Genomic DNA, 14,175 nt, shown 5'->3' with positions numbered 1-14,175 from the left:
ACAGCCGGTAGAATCACGTTTTTAACAGCCTCCCCCTTTTTCCATGTCTGCTTGGGTCCTGCCGGATCACATCGCCGATGTCTTGCCTTCCGAGGCCCGGCACATCGAAGAATTGCGTCGAGGCCTGCTCGATACCGCACGTGGCTATGGCTATGAACTGGTCATGCCGCCCATGCTGGAATACCTCGAATCCCTGCTCACCGGCACAGGGGAGGCGCTGGACCTGCAGACCTGCAAGCTCATCGACCAGCTGACGGGCCGCACCATGGGCCTGCGTGCCGATACCACGCAGCAGGTGGCTCGCATCGACGCCCATCTGCTCAACCGCAAGGGCCTCACGCGCCTGTGCTACTGCGGCCCCGTCGTCCATGCCCGCCCTGATCGTCCCCGCGCCACGCGCGAGCCGCTGCAGTTCGGTGCCGAAATCTACGGCCACCAGGGCATGGAAGCCGACCTGGAGGCACTGCACCTGGCGCTGGACTGCCTGCGCAGCGCAGGCGTCACCGACATCAACGTCGATCTGGCCGATGTGCGCATCGTGCGCAGCCTGCTGGCTGGCGTGATGGTGGACATGCAGGTGCTGCGCGGCGTGCATGCCGCGCTGGCCGCCAAGGATGCGAGCGAACTCGAGCGCCTCACCCAGGACTTCCCCATCGCCTCGCGCGAAGGCCTGATGGCCTTGCTGCAGCTGTACGGCGGCATCGAGGTGCTGGACCGCGCCGAGAAGCTGCTGGCGCGCACGGCAGGCGTGCAGCCTCTGCTGGACCAGCTGCGCTGGCTTGCCCAGCGCCTGGAAGGCGTGAACGTGAGCTTTGATCTGGCCGATCTGCGCGGCTATGCCTACTACAGCGGCACGCGCTTCGCCATCTATGTTCCGGGTGCCAGCGACGCGCTGGTGCGCGGCGGCCGTTATGACGAGGTGGGCGCGGTCTTCGGCCGCAACCGGCCCGCCGCCGGCTTCAGCCTGGACATCAAGCAGCTCGTGGCCGTTGTGCCCGAGCGCCCGCTCAAGGCTGCCATCCGTGCGCCCTGGGGCGACGATCCCCAGGTGGCAGCCGCCATCGCGGCATTGCGCCGGCAGGGCGAGACCGTGGTCTGCGTGCTGCCAGGCCATGAAAGCGAAGTGGACGAGTTCCACTGCGACCGTGAGCTCGTGCAGGTTGCCGGGCAGTGGGCCGTGCAAGCCATCTGACGCATTTGTCAATTTCTTCGGATTTCATCGGATTTGAATATGAAAGCTACCAAAGGTCGCAACGTGGTCGTGGTCGGCACCCAGTGGGGTGACGAAGGCAAGGGCAAGCTGGTGGACTGGCTGACCGAAAGCGCCCAGGGCGTGGTCCGCTTCCAGGGTGGCCACAATGCGGGCCACACGCTGGTCATCAATGGTGTGAAGACCGCGCTGCACCTGATTCCCAGCGGCATCATGCGCCCCGGCGTGAAGTGCTATATCGGCAACGGCGTGGTGCTGTCGGCCGCCAAGCTGTTCGAGGAAATCGAAGGCCTGGAGAAGGCCGGCGTGCAAGTGCGCGACCGCCTGCGCGTGTCCGAAGCCTGCCCGCTGATCCTGCCCTTCCACTCGGCGCTGGACGTGGCGCGCGAAGCGGCGCGCGAGCAGGGCGGCACCGAGAAGATCGGCACCACCGGCCGTGGCATCGGCCCCGCCTACGAAGACAAGATTGCCCGCCGCGCACTGCGCGTGCAGGACCTCAAGTACCCCGAGCGCTTCGCCACCAAGCTGCGCGAACTGCTGGCCCTGCACAACCACATCCTGGTCAACGTGCTGGGTTCGAAGAACTTCACCTTCGGTGACGCGCTCAAGCCGTACATCAAGGATGGCGAAGTGCAATTCGACGCGGTGTACGAAGAGGCCATGCGCCATGCCGAGCAGCTTTTGCCCATGATGGCCGATGTCTCCCGCGAGCTGAACGCCGCGCACGCCGAAGGCGCCAACCTGCTGTTCGAAGGCGCGCAGGGCACGCTGCTGGATGTGGACCACGGCACCTATCCCTATGTCACCTCGTCCAACTGCGTCGCCGGCAATGCGGCTGCAGGCTCGGGCGTGGGCCCCGGCATGCTGCACTACATCCTGGGCATCACCAAGGCCTACTGCACCCGCGTGGGCGGCGGTCCTTTCCCCACCGAACTGGATTGGGAAAAGGAAGGCACGCCGGGCTGGCACATGAGCACCGTGGGCGCCGAAAAGGGCGTGACCACCGGCCGCTCGCGCCGCTGCGGCTGGTTTGACGCCGCGCTGCTCAAGCGCAGCGCCCAGGTCAACGGCCTGTCGGGCCTGTGCATCACCAAGCTCGACGTGCTCGACGGCCTGCAGGAACTGCTGCTGTGCGTGGGCTACGAGCTGGACGGCGAAAAGATCGACCTGCTGCCCATGGGCGCCGACGAGATCGCCCGCTGCAAGCCCATCTATGAGTCCATCCCCGGCTGGACCGATTCCACCGTGGGCGTGACCGACTACGACAAGCTGCCGGCCAATGCCCGCCGCTATCTGGAGCGCATCGAGGAAGTGACGGGCGTGCCCATCGCCATGGTTTCGACCAGCCCCGACCGGGATCACACCATCCTGATGCAAAACCCCTACGCCGCCCAGTGAACCACTGGCGGCTGAACCCCAAGATTGAACCAGGAGCCATTCCATGCTGACGGAAGACGGTCAACACCTGTATGTGAGCTACGACGAATACCACGGACTGATCGAAAAGCTCGCGATCAAAGTGCACCAGTCCGGCTGGGAATTCGACACCATTCTCTGCCTGGCCCGTGGCGGCCTGCGTCCCGGTGACATGCTCAGCCGCATCTTCGACAAGCCGCTGGCCATCATGTCCACCAGCTCCTACCGCGCCGAAGCCGGCACGGTGCAGGGCCATCTGGACATCGCGCGCTTCATCACCACGCCCAAGGGCGAGATTGCCGGTCGCGTGCTGCTGGTCGATGACCTGGCCGATTCGGGCCACACGCTGAATGCCGTGATCGCCATGCTCAAGACCAACTATCCGCCGATCACCGAGCTGCGCAGCGCCGTGATCTGGACCAAGGGCCTGTCCGCGTTCACGCCCGACTACTCGGTGGACTACCTGCCGACCAACCCCTGGATCCACCAGCCTTTCGAGCACTACGACACGCTGCGTCCCGAAAAGCTCATGGAAAAGTGGAAGATCTGAGAGCCGTTGCGCTTTCAAGGTCCTTGCCTGCAAAGGGAGCCAGCCGGCTCCCTTTGTCGTTGTGGCCTGCGTTTTCATGCGTTGTCGTCATGCCTTGATGCAAGTCATGGGTTGGCGCGCTTGTCGCGATATCTCGGGCCAACGTCGCGTAAATGTCGGTTTTTTGCACAGCTTTAAAAGCCGATGCCCTAGAGCGTCCGAGGGCTGAATGGCGCGGCTACACTGCGCAGATTCTCAGAAGGTGGTGCTTTGTGAAACGTCTTTCCGTCGGGCGCTTGGGCGCGGCTGTGGCTTTGGTTGTGGGCGGCGGTGCGCTGGCCTGGCTGGCCGTGGCGTCCCTGCCCGGATCCAAATCGGCCCGTGCGGCCTCAGCCACGCCTGCAGCCGCCCAGGCGCAGGCTGCATCGGCTCAGGCCGCTGCCGTTCCCGCCGCGCCTTCCGTGCCTGCGGCCTCTGCTGCCTCGGTAGCGCCAGTTGCGCCTGTTGCGCGTGTCACGCCGCCGCCGCAGACCCAGGGCCCCACGCCCATCTTCGTGCTCAACTCGCTCGATGCCAACATCAGCATCGTGGACCCGGTCACCTGGCAGGAGACGGCCCGCATTCCCACGGGCAAGGAGCCGCACCACCTCTACCTCACGCCTGACGAGAAATCGCTGGTCGTGGCCAATGCGCTGGGCGATACTCTGACCCTGGTCGATCCGCGCACGGGCGAGGTGCAGCGCGTGATCCGCGACATCATCGACCCCTATCACCTGCGCTTCAGCCCGGACATGAAGTGGTTCGTCACGGCGGCCAACCGCCTCAACCACATCGACATCTACCGCTGGGATGGCCAGAACCCGCAGTTGGTCAAGCGCGTGCCCACGGGCAAGACGCCCAGCCATCTCTGGATCGATGCCAGGAGCACGACCATCTATTCCACCATGCAGGACAGCGATGCCCTGGTGGCCATCGACATCGCCACGCAGACCATCAAGGCCCGCGTGCCCACCGGCCCCATGCCGGCCGATCTCTATGGCAGCCCGGACGGCACCAAGCTGTTCATCGGCCTGACCGGCAGCGATGGCGTGGAAGTGTTCGACATCACCGGCCCCGAGCCGCGCAGCGTGGCCCGCATCAAGACAGCCGCTGGCGCCCACGCCATGCGTGCCGCCGGCGATGGCCGCCACCTGTATGTGAGCAACCGCGTGGCCAACACCATCAGCAAGATCGACATGCAGACCAACCAGGTCGTGGCCAGCTACCCGGCCCCGGGAGGCCCGGACTGCATGGACGTTTCCGCCGACGGCCGCTACCTGCTGGTCAGCTCGCGCTGGGCGCGCAAGCTGTCGGTGATCGACACCGTCGAAAAGAAGGTGGTCCAGCAGGTCAAGGTCGGCAAGTCGCCCCACGGTGTCTGGACACTGGCCCACGCGCAGCGCTGATGGACCGCAGACTCTTTGCGCAATCGCTGGCTGGCGCCGCCGCCTTCAGCCTGCTGCGCCCCTCGATGGCCGCAGGGCAGGGCACGGGCTGCGCCAAGACCGTGTACCTGACGTTCGACACGGGCCACATGGGCATTGCCGACCTGGTGGCCGAGGTGCTCAAGCGCCATGGCGTGCCAGTGACCTTCTTTGCCGCCAACGAGCGCACGCAGCAAGGCGACGGCAGCCTGGGCGAGACCTGGGCGCCCTGGTGGCGCGCACGCGCCGCCGAAGGCCATGAGTTCGCCTCGCACACCTACGACCACATGTACTGGCGCGGTGATCTGCGTGCCTCGAAGAACGGTCCGGTCACGGGCTTTCGCGTGCGCCCCTCGGCCGGGCCACGCGCCAACGAGAACTTCACGGTCGATGCGGCAGGCTATTGCGACGAGATCCGCAGGGCTGCACAGCGGCTGCAGCAGATCACCGGGCGCAAGCCCCTGCCGCTGTTCCGTGCGCCCGGCGGCAAGACCTCGCCCGCGCTGCTGGACGCCGCGCGGCAGGGCGGCTACATGCATGTGGGCTGGTCCAGCGCAGGCTTTCTGGGCGACGAGCTGCCCAGCGACCGCTACCCGAATGCGCAGCTGCTGGCCCAGGCGCTCAAGAACATCCGCAGCGGCGACATCCTGCTGGCCCATCTGGGCATCTGGTCACGCAAGGACCCCTGGGCACCGGCCGTGCTGGAACCTTTGATCACGGGCCTGCTCAAGCAGGGGTTCTGTTTCCGCACGCTGCGGGAGCATCCCGACTATCGGGATTGGATAGCAAAATTCGCATGACGTCCGCGCGCGCAGCGCGGCGGGCGATGGGAGCGTGGTGTGGACTGGTGGATTCAGTGGTTCGGTAATGCGCAGCAGCGCCTGTTCGAGGGCGTTGTCCAGCCTGTGCTCTTTTGGCTGGGACAGGCCAGCCTGCTGGAGGATGCCTACGACGCCACAGGCTGGCTGCTGGTGGGCCTGCTGCAGATCTTCATCATGGTGGCCGTGATCGCGCCGCTGCAGTACTGGCGGCCCGTCGAGCCCGTTACCGACCGGCGCGCCATCCATGTGGACATCATCTATACCGTGGTGCACCGGCTGGGCCTGTTCAGGCTGGCGCTGTTCTTCACGCTGGACCCGCTGTGGGACGAGCTCATGGGCCGCCTGCATGTCTGGGGCCTGCCGAGCTTTCACCTGGACGGTGTCTGGCCCGGCGTGACCGATCTGGCCTGGGTCAGCCTGATCATCTACCTGCTGGCCTTCGACTTCCTCGACTACTGGATACACCGGGGCCAGCACAGCATCGGCTGGTGGTGGAAGCTGCATGCGCTGCACCACTCGCAACGCCAGATGACGGTCTGGAGCGACAACCGCAATCACCTGCTCGACGATGTGATCCGCGACACCATCATCGTGCTCGTGGCCCAGCTCATCGGCGTGGCTCCAGGCCAGTTCGTGGCCATCGTGGCCTTCACCCAGCTCAGCGAGAGCTTCCAGCATGCCAACCTGCGCGTCTGGTTCGGCACCATCGGCGAGCGGCTGTGGATCAGCCCGCGCTTTCACCGCCGCCACCACGCCATCGGCATTGGCCACGAGCCCATGGCGCCCGTGCGCAACAAGAAGGCGCATGGCAACAACTTCGGCGTGCTCCTGCCCTGGTGGGACATGCTGTTCGGCACCGCCAATTTCGAGCTGCGCTTCGATCCCACCGGCGTGCGCGACCAGGTCCAGCCCAATGCCCAGGGCCAGCTGCGCGACTACGGCCAGGGCTTTTGGGCCCAGCAATGGCGTGGGTTCCTAAGGTTGATGGGTCGCGCTTGAGGCTGGGCTCGGGGTATGCTTGCCGGCATGGGCTTGCTACTCGATTCCTTCTGGCGTGCGACGGCGTATTGCCTGCATAAGCGGGTGATTGCATGGTCGCTGTTTCCCCTGCTCTTCATGGCCATCACGGCCTGGCTGCTGGGTTACTTCTTCTGGGCCGATGCCGTGGTCTGGACGGAAGGAGTCCTGCAGGGCGTGGGCTGGCTGCACACGGTCTGGTCCTGGATGGGCGTGCAATCGCTGCCCGAGCTGGTGGCGCCGGTGCTGGTCGTTCTCTCGGTCACGCCGGTGCTGGTCGTGGTCTCGCTGCTGCTGGTGGCGCTGTTCATGACGCCGGCCCTGGTCGAGCTGGTGGCGCAACGGCGCTTTCCGGCACTCGAGCGCAGGCAGGGTGCCACCCTGATCGGCAGCCTGCTGTGGTCGGCCGGCTCCTCGCTGATCGCCCTGATCGCGTTGCTGGTATCGGTTCCATTGTGGTTCGTGCCTCCCCTGGTGGTGGTGATCCCCCCGCTGATCTGGGGCTGGCTGACCTACCGCGTCATGGCCTTCGACGCGCTGTCTGCCCACGCCAGCAAGCCAGAACGCCGCAGCCTGTTCCTGCGCCACCGCCTGGCGCTGATGCTCATGGGCGTGGTCTGTGGCTACCTGGGGGCGGCTCCGGCCATTGTCTGGGCCTCGGGCGTGGTCTTCGTTGCAGCCTTCTGGATACTGATTCCGGTGGCCATCTGGATCTATGCGCTGATCTTCGCCTTCTCCTCGCTGTGGTTTGCCCATTTCTGCCTGGCGGCGCTGCAGCGCATGCGCGAGGAGGAGCCGGCGCTGCCCGAAGCACCCATCATTCCCTACGCTCCCGACGCGCCGCAAGGCGCCGGCACAGCCCCTGTTCCCCCCACCCCGCAAGAAAAGACCACATGACCCTTCAAGTTGGCGCACTCATCATCGGAGACGAAATCCTGTCGGGCAAGCGTGCCGACAAGCACCTTCCCAAGCTGATCGAGCTGCTGGGCGCGCGTGGCCTGTCCCTGGCCCATGCCGAGTACGTGGGTGACGATAGGGCACGCATCACCGACGCCCTGCGCCGCGCCTTCGCATCGCAGGCCGTGCTCTTCAGCTTTGGCGGGATAGGCGCCACGCCCGACGACCACACGCGCCAATGCGCGGCCGAGGCCCTGGGCGTGCCGCTGGCCCTGCACCCGGAAGCCGTGGCCCTGATCCGCGAACGCATGCGCGATGTGGCCACCGAGGAAGGCAAGCCCTACGAGCCCCAGCGGGCCGACAACCTGCACCGGCTGCAGATGGGCAACTTCCCCGAAGGCGCGCGCATCATCCCCAACGTCTACAACAAGATCCCGGGCTTTTCCTGTTCGGGCGCCAGCGGCACGGTGCACTTCGTGCCCGGCTTCCCGGTCATGGCCTGGCCCATGGTCGAGTGGGTGCTTGAGCAGCGCTATGCCAAGCATTTCCACAGCACGGTGCAGCGGGAGCATTCGGTCATCGTCTACGGCGGCATGGAAGCCACGCTGACGCCGCTGATGGTGGCCATAGAGCGCGACCACCCGGGCGTCAAGGTGTTCAGCCTGCCCAGCGTGGATGATTCCAAGCACGGCCGGCACATAGAACTTGGTGTCAAGGGCGAAGCTGGTGCCGTCACCAAGGCCTGGCCCACGCTGCTGGAAGGTCTGCACTCATTTGGTGCAAGTCTTGGCCCTGAATTGGTGCGCAATATCTGATTTGCGGCCCTTCATCCAAATCTGCACCGATTTGGTGAGTGGTCACTCGGGCCGGGCCAAGCTGCAATGTCATCCACAACGCCCACGCAAGGCGGCAGAATCACGGGGCTGGCGCGCCAAGCAGGTGCCAGTCTGCGGGCATGCACTCAATGGATGCAGCCTGGCACGCAAACTGCTTAATAGTATTTATCTTTTTTGATCAGCCAGATTGGCAGGAGAGATCTGATGGCAAAGACCGTTGCAGACGTGTTGAACATGGTGAAGGAGAACGAGGTCAAATTCGTGGACCTTCGTTTTACGGACACCCGTGGCAAGGAGCAGCACGTCACGGTGCCGGTGTCGCACTTCGACGAAGACAAGTTCACCTCGGGCCACGCCTTCGACGGCTCGTCGGTGGCAGGCTGGAAGGGCATTGAAGCATCGGACATGCAACTGATGCCCGATCCCGCCACCGCGAACATCGACCCCTTCTTTGAAGAGACCACGCTGTTCCTGCAGTGCGATGTGATCGAACCCGGCGATGGCAAGGCCTACGACCGCGATCCCCGCTCGGTGGCCAAGCGTGCCGAAGCCTATCTGAAGGCCTCGGGCCTGGGCGATACCGCCTACTTCGGTCCCGAACCTGAATTCTTCATCTTCGACGGCGTGCGCTGGAACACCGAACCCGGCAGCACCTTCTACGAAATCGAAGAGTACGAAGCCCCCTGGAATTCCGGCGCCAAGTTCGAGTCCGGCAACCGCGGCCACCGTCCGCGCAACAAGGGCGGCTACTTCCCCGTGCCGCCCGTGGACAGCACCCAGGACCTGCGCGCTGAGATGGTGCTGCTGCTCGAGCAGCTGGGCATTCCCGTCGAAGTGTTCCACCACGAAGTGGCGGGCGCCGGCCAGAACGAGATCGGCACCAAGTTCTCGACCCTGGTGGAGCGCGCCGACTGGACACAGGTCATGAAGTACGTGATCTGGAACGTGGCCAACACCTACGGCAAGACCGCCACCTTCATGCCCAAGCCCTATCCGGGCGACAACGGCTCCGGCATGCACGTGCACCAGTCCGTCTGGAAGGATGGCAAGAACCTGTTCGCAGGTGACGGCTATGCCGGCCTGTCCGACTTCGCGCTGTACTACATCGGCGGCATCATCAAGCACGCCCGTGCCCTGAACGCCATCACCAACCCCGGCACCAACAGCTACAAGCGCCTGGTGCCCGGCTTCGAGGCTCCGGTCAAGCTGGCCTACTCGGCCAAGAACCGCTCGGCATCGATCCGCATCCCCTACGTGGCCAATCCCAAGGGCCGCCGCGTCGAGGCACGCTTCCCCGATCCGCTGATGAACCCCTACCTGGGCTTCTCGGCCCTGCTGATGGCAGGTCTGGACGGCGTGGAAAACAAGATCCATCCCGGCGAAGCCGCGACCAAGGATCTGTACCACCTGCCCCCGGAAGAGGACAAGCTGGTGCCCACGGTCTGCCACAGCCTGGACCAGGCCCTGGAAGCACTGGACGCAGACCGTTCGTTCCTGACCAAGGGCGGCGTGTTCTCGGACAGCATGCTCGATGCCTACATCGAGCTGAAGATGGGCGAAGTGACCCGTTACCGTCAGGCCGTGCACCCGGTCGAGTACGACATGTACTTCTCGCTGTAAGGCGGGTCGGCAAAAAGGCGGCGCAAGCCGCCTTTTTTGCTTTCGGCCAGGACCTGGGTATGCTGGGCGCGGAACCAAAAGGGGTTGTCCCGCTCAAGAAATGACGTCCAGCCCGGAAGATGGAGCGATACTTGCCCGGACAAGCCGGGCCCTTCCGATCTGGCTACCCGAGGGAATGGAATGAAGAAACTGTTTGTGTCGCTGCTGCTGCCGCTGCTGTCGGCAGGAGCCTGGTCCCAGGACGTGATCTACCGCTGCGGCAACGAGTACACCAACAACGTCAGCCAGGCCAAGGCCAAGGACTGCAAGCCGGTGGACGGCGGGCATGTGACGGTGATCCATGGCGGCAGCAAGCCGGCGGCCTCGGGCGGCGGCCAGGCGCCGCGCACCTCCGCCGCTCCTGCGGCAGGATCGCCCGCTCCGGCCAAGGTCAACAGCAGCGCCCAGAAGGCCCGCGACTCCGATGCGCGGACCATCCTCGAAAGCGAGCTGGCCCGCGCCCAGGAGAAGCTGACACAGCTGCGTCAGGAGTACAACGATGGCAATCCCCAGCGCACCGCATTGGAGTTGCGCAATCCCCAGGGCTATCTGGAACGTGTCGAGCAGCTCAAGAGCAGCATCTCGCGGCAGGAAGGCGATGTCGCCGGCATCCGCCGCGAACTGGATCGACTTCCCAAGAACTGACGGGCCCGAGCGGCCCATGCGAGCCCGGCCATGATCCAGGACGACCGGCCGGCGCCCCCGGCCTCCTATCAGGCGCTTGATCTGCTGTGCACGCTGATGACCGTGCTCGACGAGCAAGGCGCCGTGCTTTTCGCCAACGCGGCCCTTGAGAACGCACTGGGCCTGTCGCGCCGCATGCTCGAAGGCAGCGAGCTGGCAGCCTGCTTCACCGAGCCGGCCTTGCTGGACAAGGCCTTGCGCGGCGCCCAGGACAACGACTTCGCCGCCCTGCGCTTCGAGGCCAGCCTGCACCGCGTGGGGGGCGATGCGCTTCCTGTGCACGTCACGGTTTCCCTGGCCGAGCGGCCCGGCCATGTGCTGGTGGAGTTCTGGCCGCTGGAGCAGCAGGCACGCCAGGACCGCGAGGAGCGTTTGCGCGAGCAGGCCCAGGCGCACAAGGAGCTGATCCGCAACCTGGCCCACGAGATCAAGAACCCGCTGGGCGGCATCCGTGGCGCGGCCCAGCTGCTGCAGATGGATCTGGACGCGCCCGAGCTGCGCGAGTACACCGAAGTCATCATCCACGAGGCCGACCGTCTGCAGGCGCTGGTCGACCGGCTGCTGGCGCCGCACCGCCATCCGCACGAGGTCGGTGACGTCAACATCCACGAAGTCTGCGAGCGCGTGCGTTCGCTGGTGTTGGTCGAGCATCCTGCAGGGCTGACCATTACGCGCGACTACGACATCTCCATTCCCGAGTTCCGGGGCGACAGCGCACAGCTGATCCAGGCCGTGCTCAACATCGTCCAGAACGCGGCGCAGGCCTTGCACGAACGCATCGCTGCCGGCGATGCCGAGATCATTTTGAGAACCCGTGTGGCGCGCCAGGTAACTTTTGGTCGCCAACGCTACCGGTTGGCATTGGAATTGCATGTGATCGACAACGGGCCAGGCGTTCCCGATGCCATCAAGGAGCGGATCTTCTATCCGCTGGTATCGGGAAGGGATGGCGGTTCGGGACTGGGGCTGACGCTGGCGCAGACCTTCGTGCAGCGCCACCAGGGGCTGATCGAATGTGAAAGCCAGCCGGGCCGCACGGATTTCCGCATCCTCATTCCCCTGCCTTGAGGCCCACGGAAGTCAACACTGCAACAAGGGAAGGAAGCACCACCAATGAAACCGATCTGGATCGTGGATGATGACCCTTCCATCCGCTTCGTGCTGGAAAAGGCACTGGGCCGGGAAGGCTGGGCAACGCGCAGCTTCGTTCAGGCGCGCGACGTGCTCACGGCACTGTCCGATGTCGATGCCAGCGACCCGGCGCGCCAGCCACCACAGGTGCTGGTCAGCGATATCCGCATGCCCGGCGGCTCCGGCCTGGAACTGCTCGAGCAGATCCGCGCCCAGCAGCCCGGCCTGCCCGTCATCATCATGACCGCGTACTCCGACCTGGACAGTGCCGTCTCGGCCTTCCAGCGCGGAGCCTTCGAGTACCTGCCCAAACCCTTCGACCTGCCCAAGGCGGTGGAGCTCATCCGCCGCGCCGTCGAGGAAAGCCTGCGCGAGGACGTGGCCGAGGCACAGGCCCCGCTGCAGGCCGAGATGCTGGGCCAGGCGCCTGCCATGCAGGATGTGTTCCGCGCCATCGGCCGGCTCAGCCAGAGCCAGGTCACGGTGCTGGTCACGGGCGAGTCGGGCTCGGGCAAGGAACTGGTGGCGCGCGCGCTGCACAAGCACTCGCCCGTGGCGGGCGGCCCCTTCGTGGCCATCAACACCGCCGCCATCCCCAAGGACCTGCTGGAGTCCGAACTGTTCGGCCACGAGCGCGGCGCCTTCACGGGCGCCCAGACGCAACGGCGCGGCCGCTTCGAGCAGGCCGAGGGCGGCACGCTCTTTCTCGATGAAATCGGCGACATGCCTTTCGACCTGCAGACGCGCCTGCTGCGTGTGCTGTCGGACGGGCATTTCTACCGCGTGGGCGGCCACCAGGCCGTCAAGGCACATGTGCGCGTCATCGCCGCCACCCACCAGGACCTGGAGCAGCGCGTGCGCAACGGCGCCTTCCGCGAGGATCTGTTCCACCGCCTCAACGTCATCCGCCTGCGCCTGCCCGCGCTGCGCGAGCGCAACGAAGACGTGCCCATGCTGGCACGCCACTTCCTGCAGCAAAGCGCGCGGCAGCTGGGCGTGGAGCCCAAGCGCATGGGGGTCGATGCCATGCAGCGGCTGCAGTCGTTCGCCTTTCCCGGCAACGTGCGCCAGCTGGAGAACATCTGCCACTGGCTGACCGTCATGGCGCCAGCCCAGGTCATCTCGGTCAAGGACCTGCCTCCCGAGGTGCTGGGCGAGGCCGCGCCACCCGTGGGCGGCGGCAGTGCCGGCGTGCCCGCACCGGTGGTGCTGTCGCATGCGCCGGCCGTGGCGGAAGAGGGAGTGGGCCGCATCGCCATGCCAGCCCCGTCGCTGGCCCAGCCGCATGACGGGGGGCTGGCCACGTCCGACCTGGACTGGGTGCATCTGCTGGGGCAGCAGGCGCGCCAGCTGCTGGAGCACACCCAGGCCCAGGGGCATGGCGAGGTCTGGGACCAGCTGTCCCGCCGCTTCGAGGCGCAGTTGATCCGCTCGGCCCTGGCCGTCACCCACGGCCGCCGGGTCGAGGCCGCCCAGCGCCTGGGCATAGGCCGCAACACCATCACCCGCAAGCTGCAGGAGCTGGGCATGGACGAGGACGCCTTCGAGTAAGGCAAGCCGGCGGGCGGCCGGGCCCTTGCCTTGGCAAGGGTCCGGCTCCTACAGGCCGGCGCCCGGGGTGCTGACGGGCCGTACCGCCCGGGCTTGGGACAATGGAGTCCTCTTCGCTGGAACGGCCTACGTCCCGACCTATCGTGCCCACAGTCCTCTCCAACCTCTGGCAAAAGGCCAAACCCGCCCGCCCGGGCGTGATGTACCCATCGACACCGCGCAAGCTCGGCGAGCCGGTCGATGCGTACTGGCATGACCGCTATTTCCTGGAGCCGTACTTCGTGCCGGGGCGCGGCTACGACCAATACCGGCCCGCCTATGCACTGGGCTGGAAGGCTTCCCTGTCGCCGGAACACGCGCAGCAGGATTTCGAGTCCGCAGAAGCCCGACTGGAAGAACGCTGGGAGCAGGAACGGGGCGGCAGCCTGCTGCACTGGAACCAGGTGCGTGAGGCCGTGGAGGCCTCCTGGCTGCAGGCGCGCCGGCGCACGCCCGCACAGCCTGCGGCTTCCACGCTGGAACTGCAGACCACGGCGCTGCTCAATGCCGTGCTGGCCCTGGGTCGCCAGGCCCATGTCCGGTTGGGCGAATGCATGGATCCCATGCCCCAGGGACTGATAGGCCAGGTACTGGCGCGCCACTTCAATGCCAGCCAGGTCTTGGTCGATGACCTGGAACGCGCCATCGACGCCAACGGCGGCGTGGTGCTGCCCGTGCGCGACAGCCGTGCCGCACTGCGTCGCAACGCCTTCTGGGACGGGCTGCTGGGCAGGGAAGAGGGCGCGGACTACGTGCTGGACCAGGCCGAGTCCTGCCAGCAGCAATGGCTCAGCGCCTATGAGGCCGCCGAGCAGGCACGCCTGCCCAGGGCGCTCAGCGAGATTCTCCACCGCCAGTCCCTGATGCTGCGCGGCCATATCGAGGCCATCCACTGGCTGCGCCGCTACATGCTGTAGCGCAA

Annotated in this window: 13 protein-coding genes; all 13 read left to right on the top strand. The window is 65.9% G+C overall.

From position 1 onward, the window contains the following. Positions 1-43: 43 nt before the first annotated feature. The 13 genes from ACF8O7_RS09810 to ACF8O7_RS09750 all read left to right on the top strand — a co-directional run bounded on the left by ACF8O7_RS09810 (position 44) and on the right by ACF8O7_RS09750 (position 14,170). Complete coding sequence (locus ACF8O7_RS09810; RefSeq protein ID WP_212646517.1) at positions 44-1,192, top strand: ATP phosphoribosyltransferase regulatory subunit; 1,149 nt, start codon at positions 44-46, stop codon at positions 1,190-1,192. A 39-nt stretch (positions 1,193-1,231) separates the two neighbouring features. Next, positions 1,232-2,608 (top strand): adenylosuccinate synthase, encoded by a 1,377-nt coding sequence (locus tag ACF8O7_RS09805; protein ID WP_016451293.1) that lies wholly within the window; start codon positions 1,232-1,234, stop codon positions 2,606-2,608. Between the two features lie 43 nt (positions 2,609-2,651). After that, positions 2,652-3,176, top strand: coding sequence for a phosphoribosyltransferase (locus tag ACF8O7_RS09800; RefSeq protein WP_012206807.1), 525 nt, complete (start codon positions 2,652-2,654; stop codon positions 3,174-3,176). A 152-nt stretch (positions 3,177-3,328) separates the two neighbouring features. Then, entirely contained in the window at positions 3,329-4,600 is a 1,272-nt protein-coding gene (locus ACF8O7_RS09795) for a beta-propeller fold lactonase family protein (RefSeq protein WP_212646518.1), read from the top strand. Continuing rightward, positions 4,600-5,418 (top strand): polysaccharide deacetylase family protein, encoded by an 819-nt coding sequence (locus tag ACF8O7_RS09790; RefSeq protein WP_017404151.1) that lies wholly within the window; start codon positions 4,600-4,602, stop codon positions 5,416-5,418. The genes ACF8O7_RS09795 and ACF8O7_RS09790 overlap by 1 nt, the downstream gene beginning before the upstream one ends. Before the next feature lie 39 nt (positions 5,419-5,457). Beyond that, complete coding sequence (locus ACF8O7_RS09785) at positions 5,458-6,438, top strand: sterol desaturase family protein (RefSeq protein ID WP_013801177.1); 981 nt, start codon at positions 5,458-5,460, stop codon at positions 6,436-6,438. A gap of 15 nt (positions 6,439-6,453) precedes the next feature. Next, positions 6,454-7,353, top strand: a complete 900-nt coding sequence (locus ACF8O7_RS09780; RefSeq protein WP_212646519.1) for an EI24 domain-containing protein — start codon at positions 6,454-6,456, stop codon at positions 7,351-7,353. Beyond that, complete coding sequence (locus ACF8O7_RS09775) at positions 7,350-8,168, top strand: molybdopterin-binding protein (protein ID WP_212646520.1); 819 nt, start codon at positions 7,350-7,352, stop codon at positions 8,166-8,168. Before ACF8O7_RS09780 ends, ACF8O7_RS09775 begins: the two co-directional genes overlap by 4 nt. Positions 8,169-8,393: 225 nt before the next feature. Further along, positions 8,394-9,809: a type I glutamate--ammonia ligase gene (glnA, locus tag ACF8O7_RS09770; RefSeq protein ID WP_016447544.1), complete on the top strand. Its 1,416-nt coding sequence runs from the start codon at positions 8,394-8,396 to the stop codon at positions 9,807-9,809. Positions 9,810-9,989: 180 nt separating this feature from the next. Further along, positions 9,990-10,493 (top strand): hypothetical protein, encoded by a 504-nt coding sequence (locus tag ACF8O7_RS09765; protein WP_017404153.1) that lies wholly within the window; start codon positions 9,990-9,992, stop codon positions 10,491-10,493. A gap of 30 nt (positions 10,494-10,523) precedes the next feature. Continuing rightward, positions 10,524-11,600, top strand: a complete 1,077-nt coding sequence (gene glnL / locus ACF8O7_RS09760; RefSeq protein WP_016447543.1) for a nitrogen regulation protein NR(II) — start codon at positions 10,524-10,526, stop codon at positions 11,598-11,600. A 45-nt stretch (positions 11,601-11,645) separates the two neighbouring features. After that, positions 11,646-13,214, top strand: a complete 1,569-nt coding sequence (ntrC, locus tag ACF8O7_RS09755; RefSeq protein WP_016447542.1) for a nitrogen regulation protein NR(I) — start codon at positions 11,646-11,648, stop codon at positions 13,212-13,214. Positions 13,215-13,357: 143 nt separating this feature from the next. Continuing rightward, positions 13,358-14,170 carry a hypothetical protein gene (locus ACF8O7_RS09750; protein ID WP_227472451.1) on the top strand — a complete coding sequence of 271 codons (813 nt, stop codon included), beginning with the start codon at positions 13,358-13,360 and terminating at the stop codon, positions 14,168-14,170. Positions 14,171-14,175 lie beyond the last annotated feature (5 nt).

It is taken from the genome of Delftia sp. WSY_16 (assembly GCF_043104415.1).
Classification (GTDB): domain Bacteria; phylum Pseudomonadota; class Gammaproteobacteria; order Burkholderiales; family Burkholderiaceae_C; genus Comamonas; species Comamonas tsuruhatensis.
The sequence above is the reverse complement of the archived record's forward strand: the minus strand, read 5'-3'. Positions and strand labels throughout refer to the sequence as shown.

Excerpts from the sequence above, each read along its gene's own strand:
- ACF8O7_RS09775 (WP_212646520.1), top strand. The coding sequence starts at position 7,350 with ATGACCCTTCAAGTTGGCGCACTCATCATCGGAGACGAAATCCTGTCG.
- ACF8O7_RS09805 (WP_016451293.1), top strand. The coding sequence starts at position 1,232 with ATGAAAGCTACCAAAGGTCGCAACGTGGTCGTGGTCGGCACCCAGTGG.
- glnL (WP_016447543.1), top strand. The coding sequence starts at position 10,524 with ATGATCCAGGACGACCGGCCGGCGCCCCCGGCCTCCTATCAGGCGCTT.
- ntrC (WP_016447542.1), top strand. The coding sequence starts at position 11,646 with ATGAAACCGATCTGGATCGTGGATGATGACCCTTCCATCCGCTTCGTG.
- ACF8O7_RS09790 (WP_017404151.1), top strand. The coding sequence starts at position 4,600 with ATGGACCGCAGACTCTTTGCGCAATCGCTGGCTGGCGCCGCCGCCTTC.
- ACF8O7_RS09800 (WP_012206807.1), top strand. The coding sequence starts at position 2,652 with ATGCTGACGGAAGACGGTCAACACCTGTATGTGAGCTACGACGAATAC.
- ACF8O7_RS09765 (WP_017404153.1), top strand. The coding sequence starts at position 9,990 with ATGAAGAAACTGTTTGTGTCGCTGCTGCTGCCGCTGCTGTCGGCAGGA.
- ACF8O7_RS09780 (WP_212646519.1), top strand. The coding sequence starts at position 6,454 with ATGCTTGCCGGCATGGGCTTGCTACTCGATTCCTTCTGGCGTGCGACG.
- glnA (WP_016447544.1), top strand. The coding sequence starts at position 8,394 with ATGGCAAAGACCGTTGCAGACGTGTTGAACATGGTGAAGGAGAACGAG.
- ACF8O7_RS09810 (WP_212646517.1), top strand. The coding sequence starts at position 44 with ATGTCTGCTTGGGTCCTGCCGGATCACATCGCCGATGTCTTGCCTTCC.
- ACF8O7_RS09795 (WP_212646518.1), top strand. The coding sequence starts at position 3,329 with ATGTCGGTTTTTTGCACAGCTTTAAAAGCCGATGCCCTAGAGCGTCCG.